This window comes from Pseudoalteromonas sp. BSi20311, from assembly GCF_000239875.1.
Taxonomy (GTDB): domain Bacteria; phylum Pseudomonadota; class Gammaproteobacteria; order Enterobacterales; family Alteromonadaceae; genus Pseudoalteromonas.
The window spans coordinates 29309-45155 of the sequence record NZ_BADU01000153.1; the positions used below are offsets into that span (position 1 = coordinate 29309).

General features: G+C 40.6%; 13 protein-coding genes and 1 other annotated feature. Of the genes, 10 read left to right on the plus strand and 3 right to left on the minus strand.

Going from position 1 to position 15847, the window contains the following annotated elements:
• Positions 1-122 precede the first annotated feature (122 nt).
• Both gshA and P20311_RS15090 read left to right on the plus strand, forming a co-directional pair.
• Positions 123-1700: a glutamate--cysteine ligase gene (gene gshA, locus P20311_RS15085; protein ID WP_008114456.1), complete on the plus strand. Its 1578-nt coding sequence runs from the start codon at positions 123-125 to the stop codon at positions 1698-1700.
• A gap of 437 nt (positions 1701-2137) precedes the next feature.
• A complete protein-coding gene (locus tag P20311_RS15090; protein ID WP_008114460.1) occupies positions 2138-2746 on the plus strand; it encodes a hypothetical protein in 609 nt (202 codons plus the stop codon).
• Positions 2747-2802: 56 nt separating this feature from the next.
• Here P20311_RS15090 and P20311_RS15095 read toward each other — a convergent pair whose 3' ends face one another.
• A complete protein-coding gene (locus P20311_RS15095) occupies positions 2803-4071 on the minus strand; it encodes an HlyC/CorC family transporter (RefSeq protein ID WP_013464491.1) in 1269 nt (422 codons plus the stop codon).
• Positions 4072-4132: 61 nt separating this feature from the next.
• Positions 4133-4939: an inner membrane protein YpjD gene (locus tag P20311_RS15100; RefSeq protein ID WP_008114464.1), complete on the minus strand. Its 807-nt coding sequence runs from the start codon at positions 4937-4939 to the stop codon at positions 4133-4135.
• Positions 4940-5162: 223 nt separating this feature from the next.
• Here P20311_RS15100 and ffh point away from each other — a divergent pair, with 223 nt between their 5' ends.
• The 7 genes from ffh (at position 5163) to tyrA (ending at position 11284) form a co-directional block, all read left to right on the plus strand.
• Positions 5163-6542: a signal recognition particle protein gene (gene ffh / locus P20311_RS15105; RefSeq protein ID WP_008114466.1), complete on the plus strand. Its 1380-nt coding sequence runs from the start codon at positions 5163-5165 to the stop codon at positions 6540-6542.
• Between the two features lie 260 nt (positions 6543-6802).
• Entirely contained in the window at positions 6803-7051 is a 249-nt protein-coding gene (rpsP, locus tag P20311_RS15110) for a 30S ribosomal protein S16 (RefSeq protein WP_008114468.1), read from the plus strand.
• A 17-nt stretch (positions 7052-7068) separates the two neighbouring features.
• Positions 7069-7605 carry a ribosome maturation factor RimM gene (gene rimM / locus P20311_RS15115; protein WP_008114470.1) on the plus strand — a complete coding sequence of 179 codons (537 nt, stop codon included), beginning with the start codon at positions 7069-7071 and terminating at the stop codon, positions 7603-7605.
• On the plus strand, positions 7605-8372 hold the full coding sequence (gene trmD, locus P20311_RS15120) for a tRNA (guanosine(37)-N1)-methyltransferase TrmD (RefSeq protein ID WP_008114471.1): 768 nt from the start codon (positions 7605-7607) through the stop codon (positions 8370-8372). Before rimM ends, trmD begins: the two co-directional genes overlap by 1 nt.
• A gap of 33 nt (positions 8373-8405) precedes the next feature.
• Positions 8406-8765, plus strand: a complete 360-nt coding sequence (gene rplS, locus P20311_RS15125; protein WP_008114473.1) for a 50S ribosomal protein L19 — start codon at positions 8406-8408, stop codon at positions 8763-8765.
• Positions 8766-8957: 192 nt separating this feature from the next.
• On the plus strand, positions 8958-9827 hold the full coding sequence (locus tag P20311_RS15130) for an MYG1 family protein (RefSeq protein WP_008114475.1): 870 nt from the start codon (positions 8958-8960) through the stop codon (positions 9825-9827).
• A 323-nt stretch (positions 9828-10150) separates the two neighbouring features.
• A complete protein-coding gene (gene tyrA, locus P20311_RS15135; RefSeq protein WP_008114476.1) occupies positions 10151-11284 on the plus strand; it encodes a bifunctional chorismate mutase/prephenate dehydrogenase in 1134 nt (377 codons plus the stop codon).
• A 42-nt stretch (positions 11285-11326) separates the two neighbouring features.
• On the opposite strand, the gene P20311_RS15140 is transcribed toward tyrA, so the two are convergent.
• Positions 11327-12484, minus strand: a complete 1158-nt coding sequence (locus P20311_RS15140) for a chorismate mutase (RefSeq protein ID WP_008114478.1) — start codon at positions 12482-12484, stop codon at positions 11327-11329.
• Between the two features lie 44 nt (positions 12485-12528).
• Positions 12529-12644 (minus strand) — a sequence feature (Phe leader region).
• Between the two features lie 304 nt (positions 12645-12948).
• Here P20311_RS15140 and P20311_RS15145 point away from each other — a divergent pair.
• A complete protein-coding gene (locus tag P20311_RS15145) occupies positions 12949-15843 on the plus strand; it encodes an EAL domain-containing protein (protein ID WP_008114481.1) in 2895 nt (964 codons plus the stop codon).
• Positions 15844-15847 lie beyond the last annotated feature (4 nt).

Genomic DNA, 15847 nt, shown 5'->3' on the forward strand with positions numbered 1-15847 from the left:
TAAAATTCATTAAAAACTATATCTAATAAATTCATGTAGTTTTTTCTTCATTTAATCTTGAGTAAAGGTAATTAGACCCCATAACCTTATGATTAAGCCACTTGGCTCGAGGAAACTTTTTTTTGGCAACTTATAATTTAAAGAACACGCTCAACGCGTTATCTAATGCAGATAATCAGCATGCTATTAAAGGTATTATGCGCGGTATTGAGAGAGAATCACTAAGAATTAAACCCAATGGTTCTATTTCTAAGCAAGCTCACCCCGAAGGCGTAGGCTGTGCGCTTACCAACGGACATATCACGACTGACTTTTCTGAGTCCTTACTTGAGTTTATTACACCGGTTAGCGAGTCATCAACGCAAACGTTACAACAGCTGAAAGATCTACAAAAGTTCACCCTAGAACATATGGACGATGAACTGCTGTGGCCAATTAGTATGCCGTGTTTTATAAATCATCAAGACGATATTGTCTTAGCTCAATTTGGCGATTCTAACGTTGGTAAAATGAAAACCTTATATCGTGAAGGTTTAAAGAACCGTTACGGTAGTATGATGCAAGCGATTGCCGGCGTGCACTTTAATATTTCTTTTCCTGAAACGTTATGGCAGTCACTACACTCATTAAAGCAAAGCAACGCAAAACTTGAAGATTTTATATCTGATGGGTACTTAGCATTAATTCGCAATTTTAAACGCGAGTTGTGGTTAATTAGCTATATGTTTGGTGCGTCACCTGCATTGTGTAGTTCATTCTTGCAAGGGCGTAAAAGCGACTTACCGTTTAAAAAGCTAGGCAAAGGTACTTTATATTTAGAAGTGGGCACTGCGCTACGATTAGGTAATCTAGGCTATACCAACAGTGCTCAGTCATCACTACGTGTAATGTATAACTCATTAGATGAGTATGTTGCAGGGTTGAAAAAGGCCATAAATACGCCTTCAGATATTTATGGCAGTATTGACGACTATACGAGTGCCGAGCCAAAGCAACTAAATAAAAATATTCTACAAATAGAGAACGAGTTTTACTCGCCAATCCGCCCTAAGCGTAATGCTAAAAATGGTGAAACACCCACCGATGCACTACTAAGAGCGGGTATAGAATATATTGAAATTCGTGCATTGGATGTTAACCCATTTAGTGAGGTTGGCATTGATTTAGAGCAAATACACTTTTTAGATGTATTTTTAACCTATTGTTTATTAAAAGACTCAGCGCCTATGAATTGGCAAGAGCAAGCACGTAGCACTGAAAACCTTGATACAGTGGTGAACCAAGGCCGAGAAAAAGGCCTGATGCTTAATTTTAATAATGAGCCGCGCAGTCTTGAGTCATGGGGCGATGAAATATTTAACCAGCTCGTTGACGTTGCGAAGTGGATGGATAACGCATACGGTGTTGACTATTACTCAAACACTATTAAGCGCATGGCAATGTGGGTGCATAATCCGACATTAACTTATTCAGGGCGTTATGTTGAGCAGTTAAAAGCATCAGGGCTAGATAATGGGCACTACGCACTTTCACTTGCTCAAAAGTACAAACAAAGCCATGAGACAGCCAGTTATACTGAATTCTCAAAGTCGTGGTTAGCGCAACAAGCGGCAGAGTCTTACCAGGCTCAAAAAGCAATTGAGCAAGCCGATAATCAATCATTTACTGCGTTTTTAGATACGTATTTCAGGGTCTGTTGACCTTTGCGGATTACAATTTGTTCAAACTAGGAGCGGTTTAATCGCGGCGCGAGGTTTGTAACCTAGTGGGCTCGATAACTGCTCCTGCGTTATTCTACTGGCTTACATCCATGTAAGAATAAGTAAAAACCGAGCAACAAAGAGTAAATCGCTCCTAGGCAGAACCCGAAGGGCAGCACCTGTTTGGCATTGATGCTGCGTTATCGCCTATTTATGGGGAATAACCACACCACATAGGCTTTGCCTTGCCTAAATACCAAACAAACTGCTGCAAATTCAACCTTGAAAGGTCAACCGACCCTGGTAAGTAGTAGGCAAAAAAAACGCAGCTCATAATAGCTGCGTAAATATTCTTTAGGGATGAAACAATGCTGTACTGCTGCATTCATAGATTCAGACCCACACTTTTTTAAAAAGTTCAGTGAGATCTTAAAAAAATGAAAAAAAATATTATTACTTTATCTCTAGTACTTACTTTAGCGGGTTGTGCCACTGCGCCACCCAAGCAACCCGAAGATATTTGTAAAATCTTTGAAGAGAAATCTGACTGGTATTTTGATGCTAAAGACGCCCAAGATAAGTGGGGTTCTCCCAAGCATGTGTTAATGAGCATGATGTATCAAGAAAGCTCTTTTCGTCATGATGCTGCGCCGCCTATGGAATACTTTTTATGGATAATTCCAACTGGCCGTGCAAGCGATGCTTATGGTTATTCTCAAGCTAAAACGCCAACTTGGTCTGATTACATTCGTGAAACAGGTAATAGTGGTGCTGATAGAGATGAATTTGAAGATGCGATCGATTTTATGGCGTGGTTTGTTTATAAAACCCATAAGGTTAATGGTGTTTCTAAATGGGATGCTTACGCACAGTATTTAAATTATCACGAAGGGTGGGGCGGTTATAAGCGAGGCACTTATCGTAAGAAAAAATGGTTAATGAGCGTTGCCAATAAAGTAAAACACCGTGCGAGCCGTTATGGAGCGCAGCTAAGACGCTGTGAAGATGATTTAGACAAAGGTTGGTTAGAGCGTTTATTCTTTTAACTAATCTAAGCCCAGATTAATTAAAAAAGGAGCCATTTGGCTCCTTTTTTATTGGGTTATTTTTTACGTTTATTGGGCTGAATTTTAACTTGTTTAATCATGTTTTCTTTCACTTCAAGTACCTCAACCGGATAACCTGCAATACGAATGCTTAAGTTAGCATCAGGGATGTCTTCTAAGTATTCAACAATGAGGCCACTTAGCGTTTTAGGGCCATCTAATGGGAATTCCCAACCCATTTCTTTATTTAAGTCGCGTACGTTAGCACCACCATCAACAATATAAGAGCCATCATTTTGTGTGGTTACTTCTTCACTCGGTGTACGAGTTTGAGTAGTGGTGAAATCGCCCACAACCTCTTCAAGAATATCTTCTAAGGTGACTAAGCCTTGGATATCGCCATATTCATCAACAACGATGCCAATTCGTTCTTTCGACAACTGAAACTTCAGCAGTTGAGTATTAAGCGACGTTCCCTCAGGAATAAAGTATATCTCGCGTACAGCTCGAAGGAGCGAAGGTTTGTCGAATTGCTCTTTAGTAAGAAGACGTAATGCATCACGAGAGTGAATAAAGCCCACTGCATCATCAATGTTATCGCGGTATAAGAGCACGCGAGTATGTTGAGCATGAGTTAGCTGTTTACTAATTATTTTCCAGTCATCGTTGATATCAATCGCCACAATCTCATTGCGGGGTATCATAATATCTTCAACGGTAACCTGCTCTAAATCTAAAATTGAGGTCAGCATACTTTGGTGGCGTGCCGGGATCAGTGCACCTGATTCATTTAGCACGGTTTTTAATTCTTCTTTACTCATGCTGTGCTCATCTATTTGTGCAGCACTAATGCCAAATAAGCGTAATATGCCGTTGGTCATCCAGTTAACAACTACCACAAATGGGAAGAGTATTTTTAACAAGCCTTTAAGTATCACAGAGCTAGGAAAAGCGACTCGCTCAGGATAGAGAGCGGCCAGTGTTTTTGGCGTTACCTCAGCAAAAATTAGCACAACTAGTGTTAATGCACCCGTTGCTATGGCAATACCTAAATCGCCATATAAGCGAATACCTATTATGGTGGCTACCTGCGCTGCAGCAATATTAACCAGGTTATTACCAATTAGGATCAGACCTATCAACCTATCTGGTCGACTCAGTAATTTACTAACGCGTTTCGCAGCACGATGGTTCTCTTTAGCGAGGTGTCGCAAACGAATACGGTTGATTGACATGATTCCGGTTTCTGACCCGGAGAAGTAAGCAGAAAAAAGCACCAATAAACCTAATATGATAAACAGGGTACTTGTCGATATGTCGTCCAACGATGGATCCTTTTTTTATAAACCAATGCGTATTAAGCTAGAGTGAGCTTTCAGAGTCAAGTTAAAACTTATTTAGGACCACTTCTTGTATAAAACGGCTACCAAAATAAGCAAGTGTGAGTGTAAATGCGGCAATCATTATACTCACTACCACTACTTTGCCTCGCCAACCACGTTTTACATGGCCAACTGCAATCGTAGCAAAAATGGCCCAAGCAACTAGAGATAAGATTGTTTTGTGAATATACTCTTTGGCAAACATGCCATCTAGAAATACAAATCCGGTAATGAGCGCCACACTTAATAATACGGTACCTAAGTTTAATAACTGGTAAAGTTGGCGTTCTACCACCATGAGTGGCGGTAAGTGACTGTGAACTATCGCTAAGTCTTTTCGCTTTAAGCGTTTATCAATAAAGTAAAACTGCACGCCATACAAAGTGGCAATAATTAAAATACAGTAGGCCAATAACGACAGTGATATATGTGCAACCAGTGCCAGCTCTACATTTATACTTTGTAATAAAACATGATGAGGGATAAATAGGCTAGAAATTGTTAGCAGTGCAGCAAAGCCATAAACAACAGGTAGTAGCAAGGTTGCGGGAAACTTTAAAGAAACAGTGGTAACACACAGCACAATAATCCAGCAAGTCAGTAATGCCACATTGACAATACTTAAATCTTGTCCATCAGCTCTAAATACCGAATTTACTAATAGCAGCATGTGCGCCAAAATAGCGACAGTACTAAGTATTATAGTAACTTTTTGGCTCGGCCCCTGATGATGAAACAATCGCGAAAGCACGTGAGACGTTGCTAACACATAAAATAAACTGGCAATAATAGTTAAACTAATAATCAGCATTTTGCTTTGGCCACTTAATTGAAGTCAGATAATTCGTGTTCGTTATGTAGCCATTGTATTTTATAGCAAAGCAAATGCATAGACCCTGTAAAAAGAAACTCAATAAGCAGCATTTCAGCACTGTATTGTATACCACCATTTACGGTATACTATTTCTAATTGAATTTTAATAACATCGACCTTATTAATAGAGTTGATTTCAACGTCTTTTCGGAACCGTTACATGTTTGAGAACCTCCAAGAACGATTAGGTAAAACCCTAAAAAATATTAGTGGCCGTGGCCGCCTAACTGAAGACAACATTAAAGATACACTTCGTGAAGTGCGAATGGCATTTTTAGAAGCCGATGTGGCGTTGCCTGTTGTTCGCGAGTTTGTAAAACAAGTTAAAGAACGCGCAGTGGGTATTGAAGTTACTAAAAGCTTAAGCCCTGGCCAAGTATTTATAAAAATTGTTCGTGAAGAACTTGAAAAAGCCATGGGTGAAGCTAACGAAGAGCTAAGCCTTAACGCGCAACCGCCAGCTGTTGTGATGATGGCGGGTCTTCAAGGTGCGGGTAAAACCACCAGTGTGGGTAAGCTGGCTAAGTTTTTAAAAGAGCGCAAGAAAAAGTCTGTGCTAGTGGTGAGTGCCGATGTGTATCGTCCAGCGGCAATTAAGCAATTAGAAACCTTAGCAACAGAAGTTGATGTAGAATTTTTCCCAAGTGATATTTCGCAAAAACCAGTGGATATTGCCACTGCTGCAATTTCTCATGCGAAAAAGAAATTTATTGATGTTGTATTAGTCGATACTGCCGGCCGTTTGCATGTTGATAGCGACATGATGGATGAAATTAAAGCCTTACATCATGCAATCAATCCAATTGAAACGCTATTCGTTGTTGATGCAATGACAGGTCAAGATGCGGCAAATACTGCAAAAGCATTTGACGAAGCCTTACCGCTGACCGGTGTGATACTGACTAAAACAGATGGTGATGCCCGAGGTGGTGCTGCGTTATCTATTCGTCATATTACCGGTAAGCCAATTAAGTTTATGGGTGTTGGTGAGCGTACCGATGCACTTGAGCCTTTCCACCCAGACCGTATTGCTTCACGTATTTTAGGCATGGGTGATGTACTTTCATTAATCGAAGAAGTCGAGATGAAAGTAGACAAAGAACAAGCGGCAAAAGTAGCGCAAAAAGTATTTAAAGGTGATGGCTTTACCCTGGATGATTTTGCTGATCAATTAAAGCAAATGAAAAACATGGGTGGCATGATGTCGATGCTTGATAAATTGCCTGGCATGCAAAACATCCCAGATGCGGTAAAAGGCCAAATGGGTGATAAAACCTTTATTCAAATGGAAGCGATTATCAGCTCTATGACCAAAAAAGAACGTGCACGCCCAGAGATCATTAAAGGTTCGCGTAAAAAGCGCATCGCAGCAGGCTCGGGTACGCAAGTACAAGAGATCAATAAGCTACTTAAGCAGTTTACCCAAATGCAAAAAATGATGAAAAAGATGAAAGGTAAAGGTGGCATGCAAAAAATGATGCGTGGCATGAAAGGAATGTTACCACCGGGAATGATGGGTGGCGGTGGCCCGAAATTTTAATCATTTAACTTTTATTATCTCCGATATCAGATAAAAGTAATCAATAAAGAGGCAAAACGCCTCTTTATTGTTGAATAAACTATGCACAGAATAGCTTGTTCACATGCTTTTTCTTCTTGGATCACGGTTTAATCTACTAAACTGGCTTTTTGCATCACTTCTTACTTGCATTGTTGCTAAAAACTCGTACAATTCACCGGCTCCCCATACTGGGGAGTAAATCTTATTAATGAAAACAGTCAATCTATTTAGAGGACGGTATGGTAACTATTCGTTTGCAACGTGGTGGCGCTAAAAAACGCCCTTTCTATCAAATTGTGGTTGCGGATAGCCGTTTCTCGCGTGACGGTCGCTTCATCGAGAAAGTAGGTTTCTTTAACCCAATCGCTTCAGGTCAAGAAGAAAAACTTCGTTTAGATTTACCACGTGTTGAGCACTGGTTAGGTCAAGGCGCAGGTCTTTCAGATCGTGTAGCTAAATTAGTTAAAGACGCTCGTAAAGCGGCTTAATAGGCGTAAGTGTAACCATGAGTCAAGAGAACACCTCATCAATAATTGTCGTAGGAAAGCTCGGCGCCCCTTATGGTATAAAGGGCTGGCTTAAGGTGCATTCATTTACTGATGATCCCCAAGGGATCTTCGATTTCAGCCCGTGGTTGATAGGGCAGCAAGGTAAATGGCAATCCTTAGAAGTGGTCGACTGGCGTCGCCACAACAAAGGCTTTATCGCTAAGTTTGCGCAAGTAAACGACAGAGACCAAGCAATGGCTTATACCAATGTTGAAATTTCTGTGGATTCAGCGCAGCTACCAGAATTACCGCAAGGTGAATTCTATTGGCGAGATCTCATTGGCATGTCGGTTGTAACTGATAAAGGTTATAACTTAGGCATTGTTGATGACCTTATGGAGACAGGCTCAAATGACGTACTGGTTGTGAAAGCAAACAGTAAAGATGCATTTGGCCAAGCAGAACGTTTAATTCCTTTTTTAACTGATTCAGTTATTCAAGAAGTTAAATACGATGCGAAAGAAATTACTGTAGATTGGGATCCAAGCTTTTAATGAGTCAAACAAGTTCGTTGTGGGTAGGGGTTATCAGCCTTTTCCCTGATATGTTTGATGCAATTACAACGCAAGGTGTAACCGGTCGCGCTGTTAAAAATGGTTTAATCGACTTTAACTGCTGGAATCCACGTGACTATGCAACTGATAAGCATAGAACCGTAGATGATCGTCCTTACGGGGGCGGACCAGGCATGTTAATGATGGTTGAACCACTTAAACAAGCCATTCTTGAAGCCAAACAGGCTGCAGGTGATGGTGCAAAAGTAATTTATATGTCGCCACAAGGGCGCAAATTAGATCAGCAAGGGGCAAGCGAACTCGCAAACTCTGAAAAACTGATTTTAATTGCCGGTCGCTATGAAGGTATAGACGAGAGAATAATAGAATCGTACGTTGACGAAGAATGGTCAATTGGTGATTTTATTTTGAGTGGGGGTGAATTACCTGCCATGACATTAATTGACGCAGTAGCGCGATTAGTGCCAGGGGTGTTAGGACACAACCAGTCAGCAGAGCAAGATTCATTTTCGGATGGCTTGCTAGATTGTCCTCACTATACACGGCCAGAAACATTGGACGACAAACAGGTGCCTGCTGTATTACTCAGCGGAAACCACCAAGAGATAGCGAAATGGCGGCTTATGCAGTCATTAGGTAGAACTTGGCTTCGCCGTCCTGACTTGTTGCATAACCTAGCTCTGACTGAGGAGCAAGCGGTATTACTCGCGAAATTTCAGCAAGAGTACCAAAAAGCTTGTGGCTAGAAGACAGTTACACCTAGGAAAGTGAGAAACATAATGGCAAAAGTAAACCAAAATATTATTAAAGCGCTTGAAGAAGAGCAGCTTAAAACAGACGTACCTGCATTCGGCGCTGGTGATACAGTAGTTGTACAGGTAAAAGTAAAAGAAGGTGCTAAAGAGCGTCTACAGGCCTTTGAAGGTGTTGTAATCGCTAAGCGTAATCGTGGTCTTCACTCAGCATTCACAGTTCGTAAAATCTCGAACGGTGAAGGTGTTGAGCGTGTATTCCAAACGCACAGCCCTCTTATTGATAGCGTAACAGTTAAGCGTCGCGGTGCGGTTCGTCGTGCTAAGCTTTACTATCTACGTGAGCGTTCTGGTAAATCTGCACGTATTAGAGAAAAACTTAACTAATACGCGCTGTTTATCAACGCAAAAAAACGGGTTGCAACCTTTGGGTTGCAACCCGTTTTGGTTTTAATGCTATTGCGGTTTTTATATCGCTACATTCAAAAACCAATACACACCTTAACCTGCATGCGTTAAAGTGTGGTTCACTTCAAAGCACAATATCTTCTCACTTCTTGCAAAAAATGATGTACAAAAATGAATGATAAAACGATAGTTACACACAACGGCAATTTTCATGCAGATGATGTTTTTAGTATCGCTGCGCTTAAAATTATTTTCCCTTCTTTTACCCTGATCCGCACACGCGATAATGCGATTATTAATGACGCCGATGTGGTTATTGATGTTGGCGGTCAATATGACCCACAAACTGACCGATTTGATCACCATCAGCGCGGAGGTGCCGGTGCTCGCGAAAATGGGATTCCTTTTTCATCATTTGGCTTGGTGTGGAAAAAGTATGGTTTAGCAATATGTGATGATAACCAAGATGTGGCTAATGCGGTGGATGCAGGGCTTGTATCAACTATTGATGCCATTGATTGTGGTCATGTGGAAGGGGTTGCTACAGGCATTAGCTTAAGCCAAACAATTTCTATGTTTAACCCAACATGGGAAGAGGAAAGTAATTTTGATACTGCTTTTGATCAAGCAGTCGAGTTTGCACACACTTTGCTGATTCGTTTTGTGGCCTCAGCGCGTGGTGGTTTAAATGCTAAAAAGATTGTTGCTCAAGCAATTAAACAAGCTGACGATCCTCGATTAATCGTGTTGGAGCGTTATACGCCGTGGAAAAAAACCGTACATAGTTTATCTGAAGAGGCATTATTTGTTGTTTACCCATCTCATTCTGGCAAGTGGATAGTGCAAACGGTACCTGCAGAGTTAGGCTCTTTTGAAGACAGAAAGTCATTACCTGCACCATGGGCAGGGTTATCGGATGATGAATTTCAAGCGGTAACTGGTATAGATGACGCTATGTTTTGTCACAATGGCTTATTTATCGCCGGTGCAGAATCATTTGAGAGCGTTATGTCGCTTGCGGCTATGGCATTAGAATACTAGTCCCTTTAACCGCGTGCCGGTTATATATTAAAAGTGGCTTTTAGCCACTTTTAATATTCCCTACTTTACCTGAACCTAGACTATTGCAAGTAAATGCAATGCAGTTAGCGTTGAAAATAGCAGCTTGAGATAGATTTACTATTCAGAGTTCATCTTACAGACAGCCTTACCCCATCTTGGTCGTAGTTGATAGACAGATAGCGATCTTTTCAAGAATTTGCCTTTTAACCCCTAACGTATCCTGTTAGTATTTATCGTATTGATTAGTTTACTTTTTTGTAATTATTAATTTACGATTTTGCTTTTTTGGATGGAATGAGAACGTGGCAGAGATAAGTGATTTAGCGCAGCTAAGAACAGGTATAGATGAATGCGATGCGCAACTGGTTGCCTTACTGGCAAAACGCAATGGCATTACTCAGCAAATTGGCGCAATAAAACAACAAACGGGCGCGCCATTACATGCACCCGATAGAGAAGCTGATTTATTAGCCGCACGACGCCAAGAGGCTATTAATCAAGGTGTAAACCCTGATTTAGTTGAAGACATTCTCAGACGCATGATGCGTGAAGCTTATCAAAATCAACAAGCCAAATTAGCGTGCGCCGATCCACAATTATCGCCAATTGTTATCGTTGGTGGTAAGGGAGCAATGGGGCAGTTATTTGCAAAACAATTTCAGCGTTCGGGTTACGAAGTCAAAATTTTAGATAAAGCGCAGCAATTGCAGGCAGCAGATATCCTAAAAGGTGCAAAACTGGTGATGATCAGTGTACCAATAAATGCCCTTGAAACCGTTGTTAATGCACTACCGAAACTGGATGATGATTGTTTGCTGGTTGATATTACATCAGTTAAACAAGCCCCATTAACGGTGCTTAAAAAAGTACATAGTGGGCCAGTTGTTGGTTTACACCCAATGTTTGGGCCTGATATTTCTCATTGGGTGAAACAAACCGTGGTGGTGTGCGAAGGGCGCAGTCATGAAGTGGCGCAAGGGTTACTAAAGCAGCTACAAATATGGGGTTGTCAGTTGGTTGAACTTGATGCCAAAAAGCATGACGAAGCAATGCAAATTATCCAGGTTATGCGCCACTTAACTACCTTTGTGTACGGTCAGTTTTTAGCAAAACAGGGGCACACACTCGCCGAGTTAAGAAGTTGTTCATCACCTATTTATCAATTAGAGTTGATGATGGTTGGGCGTTTATTTGCGCAATCGCCAGAGTTATACACTGATATTATGTTAGCGCAATTTGATAATGTAGAAAGTTTATTAGCGCAGTATCAGTCGCTGTTTTCAGAGACGCTTGAAAAGCTAAAAGCAGGGGATAAGCCCGCATTAATTGATGCTTTTGCTGATGCAAAGTCTTATTTTTCAGATTCAACGGCGCACTTTTTAACCCAAAGCCGCAGTTTATTAAATAAAGCGAATGACGCGAAAGTACTCGATTAAAATTACTGAAAACAAAAAAGGGCCGATAGGCCCTTTTTTTGGTTAGCTTTCTACGCTAACAGCTTGCAAAGACTCGCTTTGGTAGCAACCGAGAACGCGCACGTATTGAGTGTGCTGTTTAAGCTCTTCTAATGCATGCTTAACTTGGTTATCGATTAAGTTAGCCTCCAAGTCCACATAAAACACTTCTTCCCATGGGTTACCAGGCGTAGGTCGAGATTCTAGTTTCACTAAATTAATATTATGCTGTTTAAAAATCATTAACGCATCGGCAAGTGAACCAGCTTGTTGCTTGGTTGACATAATTAAGCTGGTTTTAGTCGGAATTTGTGTCGATACTTGCAGTGGTTTGCGGGCAACGACAATGAAGCGGCTGTGATTTTCTTTTTGGTTGGCAAGATTGGCCTTAATCACTTCAAGGCCTACATTTTTCCCTGCTTGCGCTGAGCCAATAGCGGCACTATTTGGCGTTTCCATAGCAGACTTGAGTGCGCTTGAGGTCGAGTCACAGGTTTCATGCTGAAGTTCACCAAGCCCTTGTAAAAAGCGGCTACATTGGGCAAAGGGTTGTGGGTGTGCAAATACCTTGGTTAATTGGCTTAGCTCGGTGCCTGGGGTTGCTAATAAGCAATGATCAACGCTATGAGTAACTTCACCGACAATAGAGACTTGTGCATGCTGCAGTAAATCAAATACTTCATTAATACTACCCGAACTCGTATTTTCAATAGGCAGTAAGCCAAAGTCGGCTTGACCTTTTTCTACTTTTCCGGTGATTTCCTCAAATGAGGTACAACCAATTTCAACTAATTTACCCGGGCGACGGCTAAAATATTTATGACATGCAAGCTGACTATAAGAGCCTTGACCGCCTAAATACGTTACGCGATGAGTTTCGCTCAGTGCATCGGGATTTAAATTCTTTTGTAGCATGGCTTGTTGATGCAACACAGAGTCTTCTAATATCGTTTGGAAAACGTTGTTAACGTAGTAGGCGTCAAGTCCTAACGATTTGCCATAGCCTATGAGTTTTTCGAGTAAAGCCAGTTCACGGGCTTCATCACGAATGGGTTTATTATTTGCTATTTTATATTCAACGACACCATGACTAATACGGCGTCGTTTTGCTAGCAAGACAAGTAAATCGTTGTCGATTTCATTTATGTCGTGCCTGAGAGTATCGAGTACATCGTTGCTCATTTGGTTTTCCTCATTCCAAAACATGTCACTGATTATGCAGTGAAAACAAAAAAGCCTCCCAGTTGGGAGGCTTTACTATTCGGTTGATTTTATCTCACAAACAGGGAAGCCTCTTCTACATAAAGAAGCTAAAAAAAGAAAAAAAGGTGTGTGAGTAATTTATATTCATACCCTTAATGTATGAAGTGTAACCCCCAATGTCAACAAGCACTTACAGGAAATCGGCTTTTTACCCGATATATAGACAAAACACGTTGTTTTTAGAAAACTTCATAAATAATTTATAATTCTGATTTAAGTTCTGGTATATTTCTATTACTTGCAAAAATAATAATTATAAATAAGGTTGGCTTTTTGTGTATCGACGCCCTCCATCTCGATTTGGCATAAACTCACTCAGTGTAAAGTTATCATTGTTGATCTCTGGCATCTGTTTAGTGGCAGGCATTTGCGCGGCTGCATTAATGCTCAAGTCAGAAGAAAAACAGCTTGTCTTTGAAGAGCATGAGGTATTAAAGCAATCAAATGAATTATTAATAAAACAATTTAACAACTTGATAGCGACCAAAGTTAAAATAGCAGAGCAAGCTAATATTGTTGTTAGCGAGCAGTTATTTGAAGGGCAGCTGTCATTTAAAAATAATAATACACCCACAATGCAGCTGACCAATGATGGCTCAGTGCGCAGTGCATCAGCAGATGGCCTATCTGCCGCGTTTATCCATCAAACTGCATATTCTCCCTTTTATAAACAGCTAATTGCTGACTCAGAATCGCTTTGGAAAGTTATTTCTCCGACGTTAATCCAAGACTTTTATAATTTTTATCTTATAACTAAAGATAACTTTATTCGTGTTGCACCACCTAATTGGGCGCTTAATGTGCCCGGAAATTACACATTCAACCAAAGTGAGAGCTTTAATTATGCCAAATCGTTAACTAACCCACAGCGTGATCCGCTTTGGTCGCGGGTTTACTACGATAATGTATGGAATAAATGGGTAGTGAGTTTAATTGTTCCTATTTATAAAGATGATGAATTTTTAGGTGTCACGGGGAGTGATATTTCACTCGATTCCTTAGTATCGCAATTACCCGTGGGTGGAAAAGAAAAGCACCTTGTCGTATTTGATGAGCAAGGGCAATTATTAGCGCACCCAAATTTAGGCTCTGATAGTTATACAAAATACGGTGAGGCAGGTAAAAAGCTACTACCAGAAGATTTTATTTCCCCTGAACTAAAGCGCGTTATTGATAACGCAGGGCAAATTCAATTGCCAGAATATGCCGATTCGTTTTCATTAAATGATGAAGATTACATTATCAACATTCATAAGGTGGCAGGTGTAAACTGGTATGTAGGTGTTTATAAAAAGCGCTCTTCAACGTTATCGGCACTTAAAGATTTAAAGCTTAAGTTTTTTGGCTTATTTATTCTGTATGCCATTTTAGTTGCTTTATTATTACACCAAGCACTCTACCAATTAGTATTAAGACGCTTACATTCATTGGTTTATGCAGTTACTAATTTTGGTAAAGGCCAGTTAGAAATTGATTTTCCAAAAGAAAATAAAGATGAAATTGGTACGCTTAATGGTTCATTCAAAGACATGACCATTGAAATTCGTAAACTCATTGATGGCTTAAATCAGCGTATAATAGAAAAAGAAATCGCAGAAAAAGCAGCAAACCGTTTGTCTAAAGCGGTTGCGTTCTCGGGGACGGGGGTGGTGATCACCGATGAAAATTTTGTCATTGAATATGTGAATCCAAAAATGTTGGAGATGACAGACTTTGCCGAAAATGACTTCTTGCGCCAGCCATTACTGACAATTATTGCTAATGAAATGACCATGTTGGTTGAAGATATTGATCTTGATTTACGCAACCGTAATTATTGGCGAGGAGATACGCTTATTGAAGCGCAAAATAAGCCGCCATTATGGGTATCGCTAAGTGTGTCACCAATTCGAGAAGACGGTGGTAAAATCACCAGTTACGTGGCATCAGCGCAAGATATTTCGTTTGTGAAAGAAAGCCAACGAAAAATGGAACAGCTCGCTTACTTCGACACATTAACCGGACTTGCTAATCGTACATTCTTTAGGATGCAACTTAGAAAATCCATGGCGCTTGCTGAAAGAGGGCGTTACTCGTTTGCTTTATTTTATTTTGACCTTGATGAATTTAAACGTATTAATGACACTTTAGGCCATGATGCGGGCGATCAGCTATTGGTTGAAGTGGCAACACGCTTAAAACAGCGTTTACGTGCGGAAGATACCATAGCCCGTTTAGGGGGGGATGAGTTTGCTGTTCTACTTAGTGGTATTGAGCACCAAGAAGAAGCATCTGAAGTCGCTGATACAATACAAAAAACGTTAAATCAGCCAATAAAACTTGGCAGCAATGAAGTGATTGTTAGTGCAAGTATTGGTATTACCTTAGCGCCATTTGATAGCCTAGAAGAAGATCAGTTATTAAAGCATGCCGATTTAGCTATGTATGAAGCAAAAGCCAAAGGGCGTAATACTTTCCACTTTTATAGCCAAGATCTTAATGCGGCAGCTAATGAACGATTATTCCTTGAAAATGAGTTGCGCCATGCGATTAAAGAAAAGCAACTCACGCTGCATTACCAGTCACAGGTTGATTGTCGCGATAACAGCGTGGTGGGATATGAAGCATTGCTTCGTTGGTTCCATCCTACACAAGGGTTTATTCCTCCGACTAAGTTTATTCCCATAGCCGAGGCAACCGGTTTAATTGTGGAGCTTGGTCAATGGGTGCTACAACAAGCCTGTGAGTTTACTAAGCGACTAGAGCAACAAGATAGAGCAAGTAATATGTCGATTAACCTGTCAGCAAGACAGTTTAAAGACGCAAGCTTAGTACCTATGCTGAAAAAGATAATTATAGAGACACAAATTAACGCAAAAAGTCTGCATCTTGAACTAACCGAGAGCATGCTGATGGGTAACGTTGAGGCGGCTATTGAACAGTTACATCAACTTAAAAAATTGGGTATCTCAATTTCTATTGATGATTTTGGTACGGGTTACTCTTCGCTGAGTTACCTTAAGCGTTTCCCCGTCGATATTCTTAAAATTGATCGCTCGTTTGTCAAAGATATCCCTGAGGATGACAACGACATGGAGATCACTGCGGCCATTATCGCTATGGCACAAAAGCTGAAGCTTGATGTGGTTGCTGAAGGGGTTGAAACAATCGAGCAAGTTGAGTTTTTACAAAACAATAATTGTTTTATTGTGCAAGGGTATTATTTTAGTAAGCCAGTGGCTGAAGATGATATCCCCGCATTATTTGATCAACTAGCTGCGCTAAAAATTATTGAATAAGTAA

Excerpts from the sequence above, each read along its gene's own strand:
- P20311_RS15090 (WP_008114460.1), top strand. The coding sequence starts at position 2,138 with ATGAAAAAAAATATTATTACTTTATCTCTAGTACTTACTTTAGCGGGT.
- P20311_RS15100 (WP_008114464.1), bottom strand. The coding sequence starts at position 4,939 with ATGCTGATTATTAGTTTAACTATTATTGCCAGTTTATTTTATGTGTTA.
- ffh (WP_008114466.1), top strand. The coding sequence starts at position 5,163 with ATGTTTGAGAACCTCCAAGAACGATTAGGTAAAACCCTAAAAAATATT.
- rpsP (WP_008114468.1), top strand. The coding sequence starts at position 6,803 with ATGGTAACTATTCGTTTGCAACGTGGTGGCGCTAAAAAACGCCCTTTC.
- rimM (WP_008114470.1), top strand. The coding sequence starts at position 7,069 with ATGAGTCAAGAGAACACCTCATCAATAATTGTCGTAGGAAAGCTCGGC.
- trmD (WP_008114471.1), top strand. The coding sequence starts at position 7,605 with ATGAGTCAAACAAGTTCGTTGTGGGTAGGGGTTATCAGCCTTTTCCCT.
- rplS (WP_008114473.1), top strand. The coding sequence starts at position 8,406 with ATGGCAAAAGTAAACCAAAATATTATTAAAGCGCTTGAAGAAGAGCAG.
- P20311_RS15130 (WP_008114475.1), top strand. The coding sequence starts at position 8,958 with ATGAATGATAAAACGATAGTTACACACAACGGCAATTTTCATGCAGAT.
- P20311_RS15140 (WP_008114478.1), bottom strand. The coding sequence starts at position 12,484 with ATGAGCAACGATGTACTCGATACTCTCAGGCACGACATAAATGAAATC.
- P20311_RS15145 (WP_008114481.1), top strand. The coding sequence starts at position 12,949 with ATGCTCAAGTCAGAAGAAAAACAGCTTGTCTTTGAAGAGCATGAGGTA.